The 16,993-nt window shown below is 63.8% G+C and carries 17 protein-coding genes; 11 read left to right on the top strand and 6 right to left on the bottom strand.

The window, feature by feature from the left end; all coding sequences use genetic code 11:
* Positions 1-8 precede the first annotated feature (8 nt).
* Complete coding sequence (locus tag X727_RS148010; RefSeq protein ID WP_023834480.1) at positions 9-803, top strand: phytanoyl-CoA dioxygenase family protein; 795 nt, start codon at positions 9-11, stop codon at positions 801-803.
* A gap of 132 nt (positions 804-935) precedes the next feature.
* Positions 936-2,222: a phosphoribosylamine--glycine ligase gene (purD, locus tag X727_RS148015; RefSeq protein ID WP_023834479.1), complete on the top strand. Its 1,287-nt coding sequence runs from the start codon at positions 936-938 to the stop codon at positions 2,220-2,222.
* A gap of 12 nt (positions 2,223-2,234) precedes the next feature.
* Here the strand turns inward: purD and X727_RS148020 are convergent, their stop codons facing one another.
* Positions 2,235-3,347 (bottom strand): glycoside hydrolase family 25 protein, encoded by a 1,113-nt coding sequence (locus X727_RS148020; RefSeq protein WP_032889295.1) that lies wholly within the window; start codon positions 3,345-3,347, stop codon positions 2,235-2,237.
* 427 nt (positions 3,348-3,774) lie between these two features.
* Positions 3,775-4,011, bottom strand: a complete 237-nt coding sequence (locus X727_RS148025) for a hypothetical protein (protein ID WP_023834477.1) — start codon at positions 4,009-4,011, stop codon at positions 3,775-3,777.
* Between the two features lie 2,182 nt (positions 4,012-6,193).
* On the opposite strand from X727_RS148025, the gene X727_RS148030 reads away from it, so the two are divergent.
* Positions 6,194-6,946, top strand: a complete 753-nt coding sequence (locus X727_RS148030; RefSeq protein ID WP_023834476.1) for a crotonase/enoyl-CoA hydratase family protein — start codon at positions 6,194-6,196, stop codon at positions 6,944-6,946.
* A gap of 7 nt (positions 6,947-6,953) precedes the next feature.
* Here X727_RS148030 and pdxH read toward each other — a convergent pair whose 3' ends face one another.
* Positions 6,954-7,571 carry a pyridoxamine 5'-phosphate oxidase gene (gene pdxH / locus X727_RS148035; RefSeq protein ID WP_023668448.1) on the bottom strand — a complete coding sequence of 206 codons (618 nt, stop codon included), beginning with the start codon at positions 7,569-7,571 and terminating at the stop codon, positions 6,954-6,956.
* A 40-nt stretch (positions 7,572-7,611) separates the two neighbouring features.
* Between pdxH and X727_RS148040 the strand changes: the two genes are divergently transcribed.
* Both X727_RS148040 and X727_RS148045 read left to right on the top strand, forming a co-directional pair.
* Positions 7,612-8,073, top strand: coding sequence for an RT0821/Lpp0805 family surface protein (locus X727_RS148040; protein ID WP_023834475.1), 462 nt, complete (start codon positions 7,612-7,614; stop codon positions 8,071-8,073).
* A gap of 124 nt (positions 8,074-8,197) precedes the next feature.
* Positions 8,198-9,127, top strand: coding sequence for a J domain-containing protein (locus X727_RS148045; protein ID WP_023692090.1), 930 nt, complete (start codon positions 8,198-8,200; stop codon positions 9,125-9,127).
* 19 nt (positions 9,128-9,146) lie between these two features.
* Here the strand turns inward: X727_RS148045 and X727_RS148050 are convergent, their stop codons facing one another.
* Positions 9,147-9,782: a TetR/AcrR family transcriptional regulator gene (locus X727_RS148050; RefSeq protein WP_023692089.1), complete on the bottom strand. Its 636-nt coding sequence runs from the start codon at positions 9,780-9,782 to the stop codon at positions 9,147-9,149.
* Between the two features lie 187 nt (positions 9,783-9,969).
* Here X727_RS148050 and mddA point away from each other — a divergent pair, with 187 nt between their 5' ends.
* The 3 genes from mddA to X727_RS148065 all read left to right on the top strand — a co-directional run bounded on the left by mddA (position 9,970) and on the right by X727_RS148065 (position 12,379).
* Positions 9,970-10,704, top strand: a complete 735-nt coding sequence (gene mddA, locus X727_RS148055; protein ID WP_023834474.1) for a methanethiol S-methyltransferase — start codon at positions 9,970-9,972, stop codon at positions 10,702-10,704.
* Positions 10,705-10,923: 219 nt separating this feature from the next.
* The gene (gene fabI / locus X727_RS148060; RefSeq protein WP_023692087.1) at positions 10,924-11,745 is read left to right on the top strand and encodes an enoyl-ACP reductase FabI; all 822 of its coding nucleotides are present in this window, start codon (positions 10,924-10,926) and stop codon (positions 11,743-11,745) included.
* Between the two features lie 46 nt (positions 11,746-11,791).
* Entirely contained in the window at positions 11,792-12,379 is a 588-nt protein-coding gene (locus X727_RS148065) for a histidine phosphatase family protein (protein WP_023685404.1), read from the top strand.
* 84 nt (positions 12,380-12,463) lie between these two features.
* Here X727_RS148065 and X727_RS148070 read toward each other — a convergent pair whose 3' ends face one another.
* Positions 12,464-12,718 carry a DUF1344 domain-containing protein gene (locus X727_RS148070; RefSeq protein ID WP_023685405.1) on the bottom strand — a complete coding sequence of 85 codons (255 nt, stop codon included), beginning with the start codon at positions 12,716-12,718 and terminating at the stop codon, positions 12,464-12,466.
* Positions 12,719-12,901: 183 nt separating this feature from the next.
* Between X727_RS148070 and aroC the strand changes: the two genes are divergently transcribed.
* From aroC to X727_RS148085, 3 genes are all read left to right on the top strand, one after another.
* The gene (gene aroC, locus X727_RS148075; protein ID WP_023706652.1) at positions 12,902-14,017 is read left to right on the top strand and encodes a chorismate synthase; all 1,116 of its coding nucleotides are present in this window, start codon (positions 12,902-12,904) and stop codon (positions 14,015-14,017) included.
* A gap of 74 nt (positions 14,018-14,091) precedes the next feature.
* Positions 14,092-15,192, top strand: a complete 1,101-nt coding sequence (gene ribB, locus X727_RS148080; protein ID WP_023709368.1) for a 3,4-dihydroxy-2-butanone-4-phosphate synthase — start codon at positions 14,092-14,094, stop codon at positions 15,190-15,192.
* An 18-nt stretch (positions 15,193-15,210) separates the two neighbouring features.
* Positions 15,211-15,633 (top strand): hypothetical protein, encoded by a 423-nt coding sequence (locus X727_RS148085; protein ID WP_023685408.1) that lies wholly within the window; start codon positions 15,211-15,213, stop codon positions 15,631-15,633.
* Positions 15,634-15,695: 62 nt separating this feature from the next.
* On the opposite strand, the gene X727_RS148090 is transcribed toward X727_RS148085, so the two are convergent.
* On the bottom strand, positions 15,696-16,919 hold the full coding sequence (locus X727_RS148090; protein ID WP_023709369.1) for an MFS transporter: 1,224 nt from the start codon (positions 16,917-16,919) through the stop codon (positions 15,696-15,698).
* Positions 16,920-16,993 lie beyond the last annotated feature (74 nt).

Genomic DNA, 16,993 nt, shown 5'->3' with positions numbered 1-16,993 from the left:
GACACGAGATGGCCGCCAGACATATCGACGCCGCGGCGATTGCCGACTACCAGCGCGACGGCGCCGTCTGCATACGCGGCGCTTTCAAGGACTGGGTCGGCACCATCGCCGCCGGCATCGAGCGCAACATGCAAAATCGCAGCGCCACGGCATCGGATATCGCCAATGGCAAGGGCAGCTTCTTCGACGATTACTGCAACTGGGAGCGCATCCCCGAATTCGTCGATGTGGTGCGCAATTCCCCGGCCGCCGAACTGGCGGCGGCGGCGATGCAGTCGCGCAGCGCGCAGTTCTTCCACGACCACGTGCTGGTCAAGGAACCCGGCACGCAAAAGCCGACGCCCTGGCACCAGGACATCCCCTACTACTTCGTCGACGGCCGCCAGACCGTCAGCTTCTGGATCCCGATCGACCCGGTCAAGGAAGCGACGCTGCGGCTGATCGCCGGCTCGCACAAATGGGACAAGATGATCCTGCCGGTGCGCTGGCTCGACGACAGCAATTTCTACGCCGGCGAGGGTGATTATCTGCCGGTGCCCAACCCCGACAACGACCCGTCGCTGAAGGTGCTCGAATGGGAGATGGAGCCGGGCGACGCCATATTGTTCGATTTCCGCACCGCGCATGGTGCACGCGGCAATCCGACCGCGGCGCGACGTCGGGCGCTGTCGCTGCGCTGGGTCGGCGACGATGCGCGTTACATCGAACGCCCCGGCCGCACCTCGCCGCCCTATCCCGGCCATGACATGAAGCCCGGCCAGAAACTGCGCGAGGACTGGTTTCCGGTTGTCTTCAAGAGCTGAGCGGCTCACTTCGGCTTGCCGTTGCGCGCGACGTTCCCGTGCGCAACCGGCAACGGGTCTACCAAAAGTCTTGACCCGCGCCGCCCGGCGCAATAGCGCAATCCCTGTCGTCAAATGACAAGGGACATCGGCATGCGCGTTTTGTTGATCGGCTCCGGCGGCCGCGAACATGCCCTGGCCTGGAAGATCGCGGCCTCGCCGCTGCTGACCAAGCTCTATGCCGCGCCCGGCAATCCAGGCATTGCTGGCGAGGCCGAACTGGTCAAGCTCGACATTGGCGACCATGCCGCTGTTACTGCTTTCTGCAAGGACAATGCGATCGACCTCGTCGTCGTCGGCCCGGAAGGGCCGCTGGTGGCCGGCATTGCCGATGATCTGCGCGATCAGGGCATCCGCGTCTTCGGCCCGTCGAAGCGAGCGGCAAGGCTCGAAGGCTCGAAAGGTTTCACCAAGGACCTCTGCGCGAAATACGATATCCCGACCGCTGCCTATGGGCGCTTCACCGATCTGACTGCGGCAAAGGCCTATGTCGAAAAAGTCGGTGCGCCGATCGTCATCAAGGCCGATGGGCTGGCCGCCGGCAAGGGCGTCACCATCGCCATGACGCTGGATGAGGCGCGAGCCGCGCTCGATGCCTGCTTCGACGGCGCCTTCGGCGAGGCCGGCGCCGAAGTGGTGGTTGAGGAATTCATGACCGGCGAGGAGGCGAGTTTCTTCTGCCTGTGCGACGGCACGACCGCGCTGCCCTTCGGCACCGCGCAGGACCACAAGCGCGTCGGCGACGGCGACATCGGCCCCAACACCGGCGGGATGGGCGCCTATTCGCCGGCGCCGGTGATGACGCCCGAGATGGTCGAGCGCACCATGCGCGAAATCATCGAGCCGACCATGCGTGGCATGGCCGAGCTTGGCGCGCCGTTCGCCGGCATTCTGTTTGCCGGGCTGATGATCACCGACAAAGGGCCGAAGCTGATCGAATACAACACCCGCTTCGGCGATCCCGAATGCCAGGTGCTGATGATGCGGCTGAAGGACGATCTGCTGGTGCTGCTCAACGCCGCCGTCGACGGCCAGCTGGCGCACAGTTCGGTGCGCTGGCGCGACGAGGCGGCGCTCACCGTGGTGATGGCGGCGCGGGGTTATCCCGGCACGCCGGAAAAAGGCTCGGTCATTCGTGGCCTCGACGAAGCCGCTGGCGACGGCGTTGAGATTTTCCACGCCGGCACCGCCATCAATGGCGGCGCGCTGGTCGCCAATGGTGGCCGCGTGCTCAACGTCACCGCGTCGGGCAAGACGGTGGGCGAAGCGCAGAGCCGCGCCTACGCCGCGCTCGACCGCATCGACTGGCCGCAAGGCTTTTGCCGCCGCGACATAGGCTGGCAGGCGGTGGCGCGGGAAAAAGCCGACGCGGCCGGGTAATATCGGCAGGCTTCAGCGCTCGCGAACGAGTTCGGTCGAAGCGGTGCTGACCGGATCGGCGGCCTGGGAGAAGGCGGCCTCGAGCAGAGCCTCCGAGCGATATGCGGTCCGCTTCCACGCGACATAGTCGGCAATGCCGAAGCGCGCGCGGCGCGGCACCGTCTTGACCACCGGCATGCGGAAAGCGGCGCGAAATGTCTGCCAGCGCGCGCCGAGCACCGCTACCATCTCCTCGACTGTCGGTGGCGTCGCCACATCGGCATAGGTGATGGTGACTTTGCCGGCGAGCCCGGCTGCGCGCGAAACCGGCACCGGGATCGAGGCGAGGTAATCGGGCGGCACGTCGATCAGGCCGCCGAACGGCCATTGCTGGCGCAGCGTGGCTGCATCCATCGGCGCGACGTTGACATCGATGTCGTTGGGCGTGCCGGCGACCCGGTACGGGCAGCGCAGGCGCCCGCAATTGGCCTGCGCCGAAAACTGCCACAGCGCATAGCCCTGCCAGTTGCCCATCGGAAAATGCACGTCGATGTCGGGCTTGTAGCGCGCATACCAGAGCGGCAGCCGCGACAGCAGCCGGTATTGATAGCGGTTGTCGGCGATGTACTGCGCGGTCTTGCCGTTGGTGTAGAGTATCGGGAACCGGCCGAGCCGCCGGTGCACCTGGCGCACGAACTCCTCGGCATCCTCCAGCGACATCCATTTCGAGGGGTCATTGCCTTCGAGGTCGAGGGCCAGCAGATCATCCGGCGCCGGTTCGGCGAAATCGATGAAATTGTTCGCCTGCTCGACCGGATTGCCGGGCCGGGCAAGATGATAGGCGCCCCATTTCAGGCCGAGCGCCTTGGCCACCACCTTGCGCGTCTGGAACAGCTCGCGCGTCACCGCATAGCGTTTCCACAGCGTCTTGCAGAGTTTGACTGCAATCTCGTCGCCGAAGCAGAGATAGGGCGGCGGCAGGCCGTCGGAGGCCTTGTTGATGAAGCCGACGATGCGCTTGTCGGTGGCAAGCTGCGCCCAGTCGATGGAATTGTATTCATAGGCGTCGACGACAAGCGCGCGATCGCCGTCCCGCCACGGCTCGGAGAAGTCCGAAGCTTTAGCCGCCGAAATCAGCGCCATCATCGCCGCGAGAGCGATCGCTGAGCGGCGAAGAAGATGCGCCGGCGTTTTCAAACAGGGAACCCCCGCTGACCAAACACCGATGGTGAACTGCTATGGTTAAGGAAGTGCTTTCGGGGAGGCACTGGCGAAAGCCCGCGTGACATCCGATCTCCCCCCTCGTGGGGGAGATGTCCGGCAGGACAGAGGGGGGCGCTGTCCCTCTGCCCTCTCAATCGATCGCAATTGCGACCAGAGGCTTGTCCCCGATTGTTTGGAAAATGAATAAGGTTGGCGTTCCTTCACGCCCCCCTCTGCCCTGCCGGGCATCTCCCCCACGAGGGGGGAGATTGCCAGTTCCGCCGCTCACCGCCGCGTAACCGTCNTTCGCGCCCCCCTCTGCCCTGCCGGGCATCTCCCCCACGAGGGGGGAGATTGCCAGTTCCGCCGCTCACCGCCGCGTAACCGTCCGCACCTCAAGCGGATCAGGCGCCGGTTCTTGCGGCAGCGTGCCTTCGGCGGCGCGCTTGCGGTGATGGGCGAGCGAGCATTGCGGCGAGCACAATATGCCGCGATCGGTCCAGTAGGCGGGGCCTCTTTGGAGATCGCCATGATAATACCAGAAGCCGCTTGCCCGATATGGCAGGCCGCATTCGATGCAACGGTATGTCTCAGGTCTGGCAAGCATGTTGCCCGGTCCAATCTGTCGATGGCCTGTCTTTCCGAGAGATCATAACAGCAGGATGTCATTCCTTGCCGCAGAAATTTTGATGCGCAATACCGGCCTCGAAAATTGACCAAGGCCCTCGCGATTTCGTCATTCTGTGGCGAAGCAAGGAGCGAAGCGACGCGGCGCAGACCATAGAATCCATGCCGCGACTTCAAGGCGTTGCCACGGTCCAGAATTCTGCGCCGTTGCAGCCTACACGCAAGGTGCGGCATGGATCCTCGGGTCTGCGCGTCCGCTTCGCTTCCGCTCCGCCCGTGGATGACGAAGTTCACTGCAAAATCCGCGTGACAAAGTTTGACGTTTACGTAAAAAGAAGATTGGAGGTCGCCCAAAGGCGGATGGTTTTGCATCGGCCCGGGTCCTAGGATCGATCGGCTGGAGCAGCGGAGGAGAAAGCGGCATGTACAAGGCGCCGGTCGAGGACATTTTGTTTACGCTCAAGCATGTCGCCGGCCTCAAGCCGGCGCTCGATAGCGGCGCGTTCGGCGATCTCGGCGAAGACCTTGTCGATGCCATCCTGGCCGAGGCCGGCCGCTTCGCCAGCGAGGAAGTGGCGCCGCTCTACAAGATCGGCGACGAGCATGGCGCGGTGCTGAGGGACACGGCCGTCACCACGCCGCCCGGCTGGAAGGCGCTTTACCGCAGCTGGATCGACGGTGGCTGGAACGCGCTGTCGGGACCGGAAGAATTCGGCGGCCAGGGCCTGCCCACCATGCTCGGCGTCGCTGCGCTCGAAATGTGGAACTCCGCCGCCATGGCCTTCGGCATCGGCCCGACGCTGACCATGGGCGCGGTCGAGGCGCTGGACAAGCACGCCTCCGAAGCGCTCAAGGCCAAATATCTGGCAAAGCTCGTTTCCGGCGAATGGATGGGGACGATGAACCTCACCGAGCCACAGGCCGGTTCCGATCTCGCCGCACTGCGAACCCGCGCCGAGCCTGCCGGCGACGGCACCTATCGCATCTTCGGCCAGAAAATTTTCATCACCTATGGCGAGCACGATTTCACCGACAACATCATCCATCTGGTGCTGGCGCGGCTGCCCGACGCCCCGGCCGGCACGCGCGGCATTTCGCTGTTCCTGGTGCCGAAAGTCCTGGTCGACGATGACGGGTCGCTCGGCGCCCGCAACGACGTCTTCTGTTCCGGCCTAGAGCACAAGCTCGGCATCCATNAGACGGCATACGAGATGTAGCCGTGACTGGAGTTCAGACGTGTGCTCTTCCGATCTCAACGCCCGGCTTTGCGTCGGCATGCAGGGTGTGGCGGTGGCTGAAGCCGCGACGCAGAAGGCGGTCGCCTATGCCAATGAGCGCCGCCAGGGCAAGGCATCGGACTATGCCGGCGCCGGCATGGCGCCGATCGTCCATCACCCCGACGTACAGCGCAATCTCTTGACCATGAAGGCGCTGACCCAGATCGCGCGCGCCATCTCCTATTCCTGCGCCCACGCCATCGACCTGGCGCGGGTCTCGGCGGGCGATGAGGCCGCGCATTGGCGCGACCGCGCCAATCTTCTGACGCCGCTGGCCAAGGCCTTCTCCACCGATGTCGGCGTCGACGTCGCCTCGCTGGGTGTCCAGGTGCACGGCGGCATGGGCTTCATCGAGGAGGCCGGCGCGGCAGCGCTCTATCGCGATGCCCGCATCGCGCCGATCTACGAGGGCACCAACGGCATCCAGGCCATCGACCTGGTGGTGCGCAAACTGCCGCTCGGCGGTGGCGAGCATGTGCATGGCTACATCGCCGAACTCAAGGCGGTCGCCGATGAGGTGCGGACCTCCAACCTGCAAGGCTTCGGCCGCACCGCTGAAACGCTCGACCGGGCGCTCGACGATCTGAGCGAGGCGACGCGTTTCCTGCAGAAACTGCTGGCCGATGGCCGCTTCGACGAAGCACAGGCGGGTGCCACGCCCTATCTCAGACTGATCTCGCTTGCCGCCGGCGGCGCCTATCTGGCGCGTGGCGGGCTTGCCGAGCAGAACCGCATCGCCCTTTGCCGCTTCTTCGCCGAAAACCTGCTTGGCGAAGTCAGCGCCTTGAAGGAACGCGTCATCGATGGCGCCGAAAGCCTTGCCGCCGCCGGCAAGGCGCTGATTTCAGCCTGATTTCTCAACCTGGCGTTCACAAGGAAAAGACCGTGACAGACCATATCCTCGTCGAGCGCCAGGGCGCCATTCAGATCATCCGCATGAACCGTCCGGACAAGAAGAACGCGCTGACGCGCGCCATGTACGCAACAATGTCCAGGGCGCTGGCCGAAGGCGACGCCGATCCGGCGGTCCGCGTCCATGTCTTCCTCGGCGTGCCTGGCGCCTTCTCGGCCGGCAACGATCTCGCCGACTTCCTAGTCATCGCCACCGGCGGCGAGGGCGGCAACGAAGTCTGGGACTTCCTGATAGCGCTGGCCAAAACCGAAAAGCCGATTGTGTCAGGCGTCGACGGCATTGCGGTTGGCATCGGCACCACGCTCAACCTGCATTGCGACCTGACCTTTGCCACGCCACGCACCGTGTTCCGCACGCCCTTTGTCGATCTCGGTTTGGTGCCGGAGGCGGGCTCCAGCCTGCTGGCGCCGCTCATCCTCGGTAGGCAGGGCGCCTTTGCCCTGCTTGGCCTCGGCGAAGGATTTTCCGCCGAGCGCGCCAAGGCCGCCGGCCTGATCTACGAGGTGGTCGAGGAAGGTGCACTCGAAGCTGCCGTACTGGCTGCCGCCGGCGCAATCGCCGCCAAGCCGCCGCAGGCGCTGAAGATCGCCCGTGATCTGATGCGCGGCTCGCGTGAGGATCTGGTCGCCCGCATCGGCGAGGAAAGCGCGCATTTCCGTGACCGGCTGAAATCCGACGAAGCGCGCGCCGCGCTGACCGCTTTCATGACCAGGAAAAAGTCCTGAGTATCGGTCAGGGATAGAGCCGCGTCTTGTCCCAGCCGCCTTCGGCGTTGCGCGAAAAGACCAGCCGATCGTGCAGCCGGAATGGCCGGTCGTGCCAGAACTCGATCGCCTGCGGCACGATGCGGAAGCCCGACCAGTGCTTTGGCCGCGGGATTTCGCCGATAGGGTAGCGCGCCGTGTATTCGGCCACCGCCTTCTCCAGGGCAAAGCGGCTTTCCAGCGGCCGCGACTGTTTCGAAGCCCATGCGCCGATCCGGCTGCCGCGCGGCCGCGTCGCGTAATAGGCGTCGGCTTCAGCGTCGCTGACGATCTCCACCGGACCGCGTATGCGCACCTGGCGGCGCAGCGATTTCCAGTGGAAGCACATCGCCGCCTTCATGCTGCCAAGAATCTCGCGGCCCTTGGCGCTCTCGAAATTCGTGTAGAAGACAAAGCCGCTTTCATCGAAACCCTTGAGCAGCACCATCCGCACATCCGGCATGCCGTCGGCATCGACGGTTGCAAGTGCTACGCCGTTGGCGTCGTTGATTTCGCTTTTCTTGGCGTCCTCCAGCCACTCGGCAAAGAGCCGGAACGGCTCGGCGGCTTCGGTAAAGTCACTACTTGTTAACTCAGTGTCACTCATAGTTTTTCTCAAATTGTATCGAGCTTCAGGAGGTTGCCGATTGTCGCGTATCGCGCAAGCTTATGACAGCGGGCAATGGAGCGTTATCGCTTCGGCCAGTTCGAAAGCCGTGATCGTGATTATCGCACTGCCGCTTGCCGCCTGCGGCGCCGGCGGCTTCAGCCTGGAAAAGGCCGAGGTCGATCGTTCCATCGTCACCTCAAGCGCGCCGGCCAGGGTGACATCGACGGACGCCGACAGCGCTTCCGACCAGACCACGATCGGCAATGCGGTGTCTTCGGCCGACATCGAGGAGCTTCGCGGCCAGGCCGTGCCGTGGGCGAATGCCGACACCGGCTCGCGCGGCTCCATCACCGAACTCGCCGAAGTGCAGGACAACGGCCAAGACTGCCGCAGCTTTACCGCCTCGCGCGAAAGCTTCGACGGCGTCGCTTTGTTCAAGGGGCAATTGTGCATCGCCGCGGCCGGCGGCTGGCACATGCAGGACTTCAAACCGCTCTGATTTTCGAGGTTTGCGGGCATCGCAATTTCAACGCTCGATAAGCCTGCGCGCCACTGGAATTTCTTCCTATGGGAGCGCATATAAGGGCCAACGTGGATTTAACTCATTTTCCAGGGCAGGACGCATGCGCGACCCCTATGAGGTGCTGGGCGTTGCCAAGAACGCATCGGCCAAGGACATAAAATCGGCTTACCGCAAGCTCGCCAAGAAGTATCATCCGGACCAGAATCCGAATGATCCCAAGGCCAAGGACCGTTTTGCCGCCGCCAATCAGGCCTATGAGGTCGTCGGCGACGAGAAGAACCGTGCGGCCTTCGACCGCGGCGAGATCGACGCCGACGGCAAGCCGAAATTCCAGGGCTTCGAGGGTGCAGCCGGCGGCGGCGATCCGTTCGGTGGCTTCCGCCGCCAGCAGGGCGCCGGCGGCTCGCGCTTCGAATTCCGATCGGGGCGTCCGGGCGGCGATCCGTTCGACGGCAACAGCGACATTTTCAGCCAGATCTTCGGCGACGCCTTTTCCGGCGCGCGTGGCGCCGGAACAGGCGACCGCCGCCAGCAGGCGACCGCCGCCGATCTCAACGTGACGCTCGACGTCACCATCGAGGAGATAGCGACCGCCGAAAAGGTGACGGCGATGTTCCCCGACGGCCGCAAGATTGCGGTCAAGCTGCCGGTCTATGTCGAGGACGGACAGACCATCCGGCTGAAGGGCCAGGGCGAGCAGGGGCCGGGACAGCCGGGCGATGCGCTGGTCAAGATCCGTATCCGCAGGCACCCGCGCTACCGCATCGAGGGCCGTGACCTGCATGCCGATCTGGAGGTAGCGCTTGCCGATGCGGTGCTGGGCGCCAAGGTGCCGGTCGACACGCCGACCGGCAGGCTGGCGGTCAACATTCCGGCCTGGTCGAGCTCCGATAAGGTGCTGCGCCTGAAGGGCAGGGGCTTGCCGGAAAAGGCGGGTGGCCATGGCGATCTCTACGCCCATGTCCGCATCATGCTGCCGGAAGGCGGCGACAGCGAACTCGAAGCGCTGATGCGCAGCCGCAAAGGCTGACGCGGCTGGACTTGTCTGGCTAGCTGCCGGGCGCTGCTTCCTCCATCCGCCGGATGGTTTCGCCGAAGCGGCGCAACGCCTGCCGCACCGGGACATGCGGGCTCTCGATCTCAAGCAGGATCATCGTCTCGCTGCCGAGGAATGCGGCGCTGACCAGGCTGGTTACTTCGGCGGCGGAGAATGGCCCGAGGCCGCCGAACCGCCGCTCCGCCTCTTGCGCCAGTCCGTCCAGCAGTTCGAACCAGCCGCGCAGGTCGCGGCGCACCGCCTTGGCGATCTCGGGGCTCGACAGGCTTGCCGCGATCATCTCGTGCAGGATCCGGACATAGCCGGACGCCAGATCATCGTCGAGGAAATCGCAAGCGCGCTCCCAGCGTTGCCACAGCGGCATAGGTGCCGCAAAAGTCTCCGCCTGGCGCTTCAGCAGGCCCTCGTTCAGATGGTCGAGCAGGGCCAGGAACAGCCGTTCCTTGGAGCCGAAATGGTAATGGATCTGGCTGAGCGGAACGCCGGCGATCTCGGCAACGCGGCGCGTCGACAGATCGGCATAACCGCCTCGATGGAGGCATAACTCGGCGGCCGAAATCAGTTCGGCGCGCGTGTCGCGCTTTTGCTTGTTCTGCGGCGGGGTAACGGCTTCGGCAGCGTCCGTCATGCGGCGTGGCTGCCGCTGTTAGCGGTGCAATCTGGGCGGATCATAGCTTCTCCTGTCCGGGGCTGGACGTCCCTCCACTCTATCTCGGTCGAGCGACCGATCAAGTTGACTCGTCAGAGAATTTATGGTTTTTGACACTGAATTCGGTCGACCGACCGAATCCTGATGCTTGCATGGAGGGGCAGTCATGGCGGGCGTAATCACCCTTATCTACGGCGTTGCCGCATACCTGATTTTTCTCGGTTCGTTTCTCTATGCGGTCGGTTTCGTCGGCAACATGGTCGTGCCGAAATCCATCGATTCCGGAGTCGCTGGAAGTCCGGTCGAAGCCGTCATCGTCAATGCGCTGCTGCTCGGCCTTTTCGCCGCCCAGCACAGCATCATGGCGCGGCCGGTTTTCAAGCGCTGGTGGACACGGATTGTCCCGCACGCGGCCGAACGCAGCACCTATGTGCTTTTGGCCAGCCTCATCCTGCTGCTGCTCTACTGGCAATGGCGGCCGATCCCCGGTCTCGTCTGGACGGTCGAGAACCCGGTCTGGGTCGCCGTCATCCATGGCGTGTTCTGGCTCGGCTGGGCGGTATTGTTGACCAGCACCTTTCTGATCAACCATTTCGAACTGTTCGGCTTGCGCCAGGTTCTCGCCGCTTTGCGCAAGAGCGAACCGGCGCCGCCCGTGTTCAGGACGCCGCTGTTCTACAAATGGGTCCGGCACCCGCTCTATGTCGGCTTTCTCCTGGCCTTCTGGGCGACGCCGTCGATGACATGGGGCCATCTTCTGTTCGCGGCGGGCAGCACCGGCTACATCCTGCTCGGCATCTTCCTCGAGGAACGCGATCTCGTCGCGATGTTTGGCGATCAGTACCGCCTCTACCGCAAGCAGGTGGGAATGCTCATTCCCTGGCGCAAAATGGCTGGATAGGGCCGATGCGGTGCCGGCCAGCCGATTCGGCTGCCCGGCCTGGGCCGTCAAGGCGCGCTGGCCGCAGTGAGGCGTTCGAATCTCACAACAACCTTATTATCCCCCATTCGTTGTCACGCCGAGTGTCTGAATTGAACGCGCGCCCCGTCTGTGCTTGATGCGCCTTTCTGCGTGTGCGATAGGCACTCCAAAGCAGAAAACCTTTCGGAGAGCGCTGACATGGCGGGTGGACAGGGCCTAATGGCCGGCAAGCGCGGGCTTATACTGGGCGTCGCCAACAACAGATCGATTGCCTACGGCATCGCCAAGGCCTGCGTCGACCATGGCGCCGAGATCGCGCTGACCTATCAGGGCGAGGCGTTCAAGAAGCGCGTCGAGCCGCTGGCTGCGGAATTGGGCGCCTTTGTCGCCGGTCATTGCGATGTCACTGATCCGGCGAGCCTCGACGAGGTGTTTGCCAATGTCGCCAGGCATTGGGGCGGCAAGCTCGATTTCCTCGTCCATGCCATCGCTTTTTCCGACAAGGACGAGCTGACCGGACGCTATGTCGAGACGACGCGCGACAATTTCCTGCGCACCATGGACATTTCGGTCTATTCCTTCACCACCATCGCCAAGCGCGCCGAAGCGTTGATGACCGATGGCGGCTCGCTGCTGACGCTGACCTATTACGGCGCCGAAAAGGTCATGCCGCATTACAACGTCATGGGTGTCGCCAAGGCCGCGCTCGAAGCCAGCGTGCGCTATCTCGCCGTCGACCTCGGCGGCAAGAAGATCCGCGTCAACGCCATCTCGGCCGGGCCGATCAAGACCTTGGCTGCTTCGGGCATCGGCGACTTCCGCTACATCCTCAAGTGGAACGAATACAATTCGCCGCTGAAGCAGACCGTCACCCAGGAAGAAGTCGGCGATTCCGCCGTGTATTTCCTGTCGGACCTGTCGCGTGGCGTCACCGGCGAGGTGCACCATGTCGATTCCGGCTATCACGTCGTCGGCATGAAGGCGGTCGACGCGCCGGATATTTCGACCGTCAAGGAATAGTTCTGCCGCGGTTTCCGCCTGCCTGTCCTGATTTCCGGAAGACCCGATGGTTCCGCTCGTCTACATCGTGCGCCATGGCCAGACGCAGTGGAATGCCGAGTCGCGGCTGCAGGGCCAGGCCGACACCGATCTCAACGCGCTCGGCCGCGAGCAGGCGACCCGCAATGGACGGCGGCTGGCCGAACTGATCCAGAACCCTGAGGATTTCGACTTTGTCGCCAGCCCGATGAAGCGGACGCGCGAGACGATGCAGCGGCTACGCTTGGCGATGCAACTCGATCCCGATGCCTACCGCACCGACCCGCGTCTGGTCGAGGTGCACTTTGGCGACTGGCAGGGCTTTACCTATGCCGAACTCGATGCGCGAATGCCGGGCTCGGCGAAGGCGCGACGACGCAACAAATGGAATTTCCAGCCGCCGGGCGAGGGCGCCGAAAGCTACCAGATGCTGCTCGAACGGGTGAAGCCGTGGTTCGAGGCGCTCGACCGCCAGACGGTCTGCGTCACGCATGGTGGCGTCGTGCGGACTCTGTTTCGGATGGTCGAAGGTGTTTCCGAACATGAAGCGGCAAACCTGGAAGTGCGGCAGGACCGGGTGCTCAGGCTGCAGGACGGGCGTCTGGATTGGCTTTAGGTTCGAGCAGATAAAAACAGGACGACCGTCCTGTTTATCCGGGCAGGGCTCCGCCGAGCGGCAAGACCCTGTTCGGCGTCGGTGTTACTCGGTGTCGGGCAGTTCCATGTCGGTGACGACGTTCTCGCCATTCGTCACGTCATAGGCAATGACGATATCCATGCCCGGCTTCAGCGAATCGAGATCGGTCTCGGCGTTGAGCTTGAAGGACTTGCCGTCCTCCAGCGTCAGCGTCAGCGCGTCCTTGTCGACCTTCTTGATCAGGCCTTCGGTCTGGCCGGCATAGGCGGCGGTGGAAATCAGCAACATGGCGGCAGCAGCGCCAATCAGGGTACGCATCGTCGTCCTCTTTGTCATTGCGCCTGCACGGATGGCGGCGAGCTTTCAACGGGCGGATGGAAGAGAGCAGAAACCAACCGAATGTGTCAAAACTAAAACCGCCGGATCACAGTTTGACCGCTGTGGAAAACGCCAATAGAACGCACCTTTGATCCGGTCCGCTGCCGGGCAGGGCTAAAATTCATGTCTCACAACACGTTCGGCCATCTGTTCCGCGTCACCACCTGGGGCGAAAGCCATGGCCCGTCGCTCGGCTGTGTCGTCGACGGCTGCCCGCCCGGGATCCGCTTCACACGGGCCGAAATCCAGGCCGAACTCGACAAGCGCCGTCCCGGCCAGTCACGTTTTGTGACCCAGCGCCGCGAGCCGGACGAGGTGAAGGTGCTGTCCGGCTTCATCCTCGACGAGGACGGCGAGACGATGATCACCACCGGCACGCCGGTCTCGATGCTGATCGAGAATGTCGACCAGCGCTCCAAGGACTATGGCGAGATTGCCCGCCAGTACCGTCCCGGCCACGCCGACTACACCTATGAAGTCAAATACGGCCTGCGCGACCATCGCGGCGGCGGTCGTTCCTCGGCGCGCGAGACGGCCGCGCGTGTGGCCGCCGGCGCGCTCGCCCGTAAGGTGGTGCCCGGAATGGTGGTGCGCGGCGCGCTGGTCTCGATGGGCGAAAAATCGATCGACCGCGCCAACTGGAACTGGAATTTCATCGGTGACGTCGAAAACCCGTTCTTCACCCCCGATCCGGCCTCCGTTCCGGTCTTCACCAGCTATCTCGACGGCATCCGCAAGTCCGGCTCCTCGGTCGGCGCGGTGATCGAGATCGTCGCTGACGGCGTGCCCGCCGGCCTTGGCGCGCCGATCTACGCCAAGCTCGACCAGGACATCGCGTCCGGCCTGATGTCGATCAACGCCGTCAAGGGCGTCGAGATCGGTAACGGTTTTGAAGCCGCCCGCATTACCGGCGAACAGAATGCCGACGAGATGCGCATCGGCAATGACGGCAAGCCGGTCTTCCTGTCCAACAATGCCGGCGGCATTCTGGGCGGCATCTCGACCGGCCAGGCGATCGTCGCCCGCTTCGCCGTCAAGCCGACCTCGTCGATCCTGACGCCGCGCAAATCCATCGACAAGGACGGCAACGACGTCGACGTCATGACCAAGGGCCGCCACGATCCCTGCGTCGGCATCCGTGCCGTGCCGATCGGCGAAGCCATGGTTGCCTGTGCCGTCGCCGACCATTATCTCCGGCACCGGGGACAGACAGGCCAGGGATTAGGCAGTAGGGATTAGGCAATAGGCCAGCCCATCCTTCCTTCCCTAACTCCTACTGCCCAACCCCTATTCCCTGCGAGCGAAGCGAGCCAATGCCATACGATCAGAAGAAAATCGTCGAAGCCATCCGCGCCTTCGAGCGCGGCGAGATCGTCGTCGTCATGGACGATGACGGGCGTGAGAACGAGGGCGACCTGATCGTTGCCGCCGTGCATTGCAGCCCGGAGAAAATGGCCTTCATCATCCGTCACACCTCCGGCATCGTCTGCACGCCGATGCCGCGCGAGGAGGCCAAGCGGCTCAATCTGCAGCCGATGGTCGCCGACAATGATTCCGCCCACACCACGGCCTTTACCGTCAGCGTCGATTTCAAGCATGGCACCACCACCGGCATTTCGGCCGAGGACCGCACGCTGACCGTGCGCAACCTGGCCAACGGCAATGTCGGCGGTTCGGATTTCGTGCGGCCCGGCCACATTTTTCCACTGATCGCGAGGGAAGGCGGCGTGCTGATGCGTTCGGGCCATACCGAAGCCGCCGTCGACCTGTGCAGACTTGCCGGCCTGCCGCCGGTTGGCGTGATCTCGGAGCTGGTCAATGACGACGGCACCGTCAAGCGCGGCCCGCAGGTTGCGAGCTTTGCCGAGGAACACGGCCTCAAGCAGGTCTCGGTCGCCGACCTCATCGCCTACCGGCAGCGCAAGGAAACGCTGGTCGAACGCGTCGCCTGCTCCGAAATCGACACACTCGGCGGCAAGGCACAGGTCTTTACCTACACGCTGCCCTGGGATTCCATGCACCATGTCGCGGTCGTTTTCGGCGACATCCGTGACGGCGAGGACGTGCCGGTGCGGCTGCATTCGGAGGATGTGGTGACCGACGTGTTCGGCACCAGCCACCGGCTCGACGCCATTATGAAGGCGATGGGCGAACGCAAGCGCGGCGTCATCGTTTACCTCCGAGAGGGTTCGGTCGGCGTCGCCCATCAGGAGCGCAACCGGCCGATGAGTGCCGACCGTGAGGACCACGAAGAGGCCCGCCGCCGTGAGAACGAGTGGCGAGAAATCGGCCTCGGCGCGCAGATTCTCAAGGATCTCGGCATCTCCTCGATCAATTTGATCGCCTCGCGCGAACGCCACTATGTCGGGCTTGAGGGCTTTGGCATTCATATCGCCAAGACCGAGATTTTCTAGGGGACAGGGGGCGGTCGGATGAGCTTCGAGGCCTATCTCAATTGCTTTGAAGATGGCGAAGAGAGCTACTTCCCCACATCGATCGTCGAGGATGCCTTCGCGCCGTTCGTCACCAGGCGTGAACCTGAATTCACCTGCTGGGTCGTCGCCTATGACGATGCGTCGTCGGCCGACCTCTATCTCAATTTCGACCCCGGCGATGCCTCGCGATGTTCAGGCTTCACCGTCGCGCGGCCGCCCGACGATCCGCGCCTCTACGAAGCGCTGTGGAAAATCCTGCGTGTCACCAGCTCGGTCGTGTATTGCGCCGGAGAATGTCCGCCGATGGTCGGGCGCGCTGAAACCATACCCCATCTGAACCCGGATATGGTTGAGACACTGGGAAGTCCTGTTGTCGTTCTCGATGGAAACGAGATCCGCAAGAGGCTTGAACAGTCGTAGGGAGCCGCGCTCCTTTGGAGAAGCTGCGTCCGATCCGCGTTCCCGACCGGACGCTTGTGCGTTTATTCCGCGGGAACGGCGGCTGCACCGCAGCCGTCCAGCTCGCAGGCGCGGGTGGCCAGGCTGCGCTGGCCCACCAACACCGTGACCAGTGCGATAGTGCCTGAAACCACCGAGACCCAGAACCCGTTCCTGGCGCCGAACTCATCCACCACCGCGCCGGCGGCAAACGAACCCAGCGCCATGCCGATGCCGATGCCGGTCATCACCCAGGTGATGCCTTCGGTCAGCATCGCTTCCGGCACGTGGCGTTCGATCAGGCCGAAGGCGGTGATGAAGGTTGGCGAGATCGCCACGCCGCTGATGAAAACGGTCAGCGCCAGCAGCGGCACCGTGTCGGCGGTGAGCGGCAGCAATGTGCCGAGCGCAACGAGGGCGACCGCGAGGGCCAACTGGCGCTGCAGCGGCGCTTTCAGGTTGAGCGCACCGACGACGAGGCCGAGCACGAACGATCCCAGCGCATAGACGCCGATGACGAGGCTGGCGGCGCCCGGCTGGCCGAGTTCCTTGGTGATCGCCACCGTGCTCACTTCCGTCGTCGCGAAGGTGGCGCCGACGAAGATCAGGGCGAAGGTGATGATCTGCACCGGCCTGAGCCGGATTGCCGAGCCGCTCGAGACATGATTCACCGGCCGCACTTGTGGTTCGGTCGAACGCTGCAGGATGAAGGCTGCCGAGCCAAGGGCGAGGAATAGCGTGCTGACCAGGACACCGGCTTCCGGGAACAGAGCGGCACTCAAGCCCACCGACAGCGATGCGCCTGCAATGTAGACGAGTTCGTCCGCCGCCGATTCGAAGGCGAATGCGGTGTTCATCTGCGGCCGGCCGCGAAAAATCTCGGTCCAGCGCGCGCGCACCATCGCCGGCATGCTGGGCATGGCGGCGGCCGCCAGTGCCGACACAAACAGCGTCCACACCGGCCAGTCCTGATTGGCTGCGGCAATCAGCACCGCGAAGGCGAGCACGGTGAGGATGGTGGTCGGAACCACGATCCGCGTCTGGCCGAGGCGATCGACCAGCCGTGATATCTGCGGCGCCACGAAAGCGTTGCTCAGCGCGAACGTCGCCGAGACAGCTCCCGCCAGCCAGTATTCGCCACGTGTCTGCGACAGCATGGCCACGATGCCGATCGGCGCCATGGCGATCGGCAGCCGCGCGAGGAAGCCCGCGGCGGCAAACCCCTTGGCTCCAGGGGCACGAAAGATTTCCGAGTATGGGTTTTGCATGGCTGGTTCCTCGACAAAGGCCAATTCGACAATTACATACGGTGCGTATGAATATAGGTAGTCGATACGCCGCG

It is taken from the genome of Mesorhizobium sp. L103C105A0 (assembly GCF_000502215.1).
Lineage (GTDB): Bacteria > Pseudomonadota > Alphaproteobacteria > Rhizobiales > Rhizobiaceae > Mesorhizobium.
The sequence above is the reverse complement of the archived record's forward strand: the minus strand, read 5'-3'. Positions and strand labels throughout refer to the sequence as shown.

Excerpts from the sequence above, each read along its gene's own strand:
- X727_RS148090 (WP_023709369.1), bottom strand. The coding sequence starts at position 16,919 with ATGCAAAACCCATACTCGGAAATCTTTCGTGCCCCTGGAGCCAAGGGG.
- pdxH (WP_023668448.1), bottom strand. The coding sequence starts at position 7,571 with ATGAGTGACACTGAGTTAACAAGTAGTGACTTTACCGAAGCCGCCGAG.
- X727_RS148070 (WP_023685405.1), bottom strand. The coding sequence starts at position 12,718 with ATGCGTACCCTGATTGGCGCTGCTGCCGCCATGTTGCTGATTTCCACC.
- X727_RS148020 (WP_032889295.1), bottom strand. The coding sequence starts at position 3,347 with ATGATGGCGCTGATTTCGGCGGCTAAAGCTTCGGACTTCTCCGAGCCG.
- aroC (WP_023706652.1), top strand. The coding sequence starts at position 12,902 with ATGTCTCACAACACGTTCGGCCATCTGTTCCGCGTCACCACCTGGGGC.
- X727_RS148010 (WP_023834480.1), top strand. The coding sequence starts at position 9 with ATGGCCGCCAGACATATCGACGCCGCGGCGATTGCCGACTACCAGCGC.
- X727_RS148065 (WP_023685404.1), top strand. The coding sequence starts at position 11,792 with ATGGTTCCGCTCGTCTACATCGTGCGCCATGGCCAGACGCAGTGGAAT.
- X727_RS148085 (WP_023685408.1), top strand. The coding sequence starts at position 15,211 with ATGAGCTTCGAGGCCTATCTCAATTGCTTTGAAGATGGCGAAGAGAGC.
- purD (WP_023834479.1), top strand. The coding sequence starts at position 936 with ATGCGCGTTTTGTTGATCGGCTCCGGCGGCCGCGAACATGCCCTGGCC.
- X727_RS148025 (WP_023834477.1), bottom strand. The coding sequence starts at position 4,011 with ATGCTTGCCAGACCTGAGACATACCGTTGCATCGAATGCGGCCTGCCA.
- mddA (WP_023834474.1), top strand. The coding sequence starts at position 9,970 with ATGGCGGGCGTAATCACCCTTATCTACGGCGTTGCCGCATACCTGATT.
- ribB (WP_023709368.1), top strand. The coding sequence starts at position 14,092 with ATGCCATACGATCAGAAGAAAATCGTCGAAGCCATCCGCGCCTTCGAG.
- fabI (WP_023692087.1), top strand. The coding sequence starts at position 10,924 with ATGGCGGGTGGACAGGGCCTAATGGCCGGCAAGCGCGGGCTTATACTG.
- X727_RS148050 (WP_023692089.1), bottom strand. The coding sequence starts at position 9,782 with ATGACGGACGCTGCCGAAGCCGTTACCCCGCCGCAGAACAAGCAAAAG.
- X727_RS148045 (WP_023692090.1), top strand. The coding sequence starts at position 8,198 with ATGCGCGACCCCTATGAGGTGCTGGGCGTTGCCAAGAACGCATCGGCC.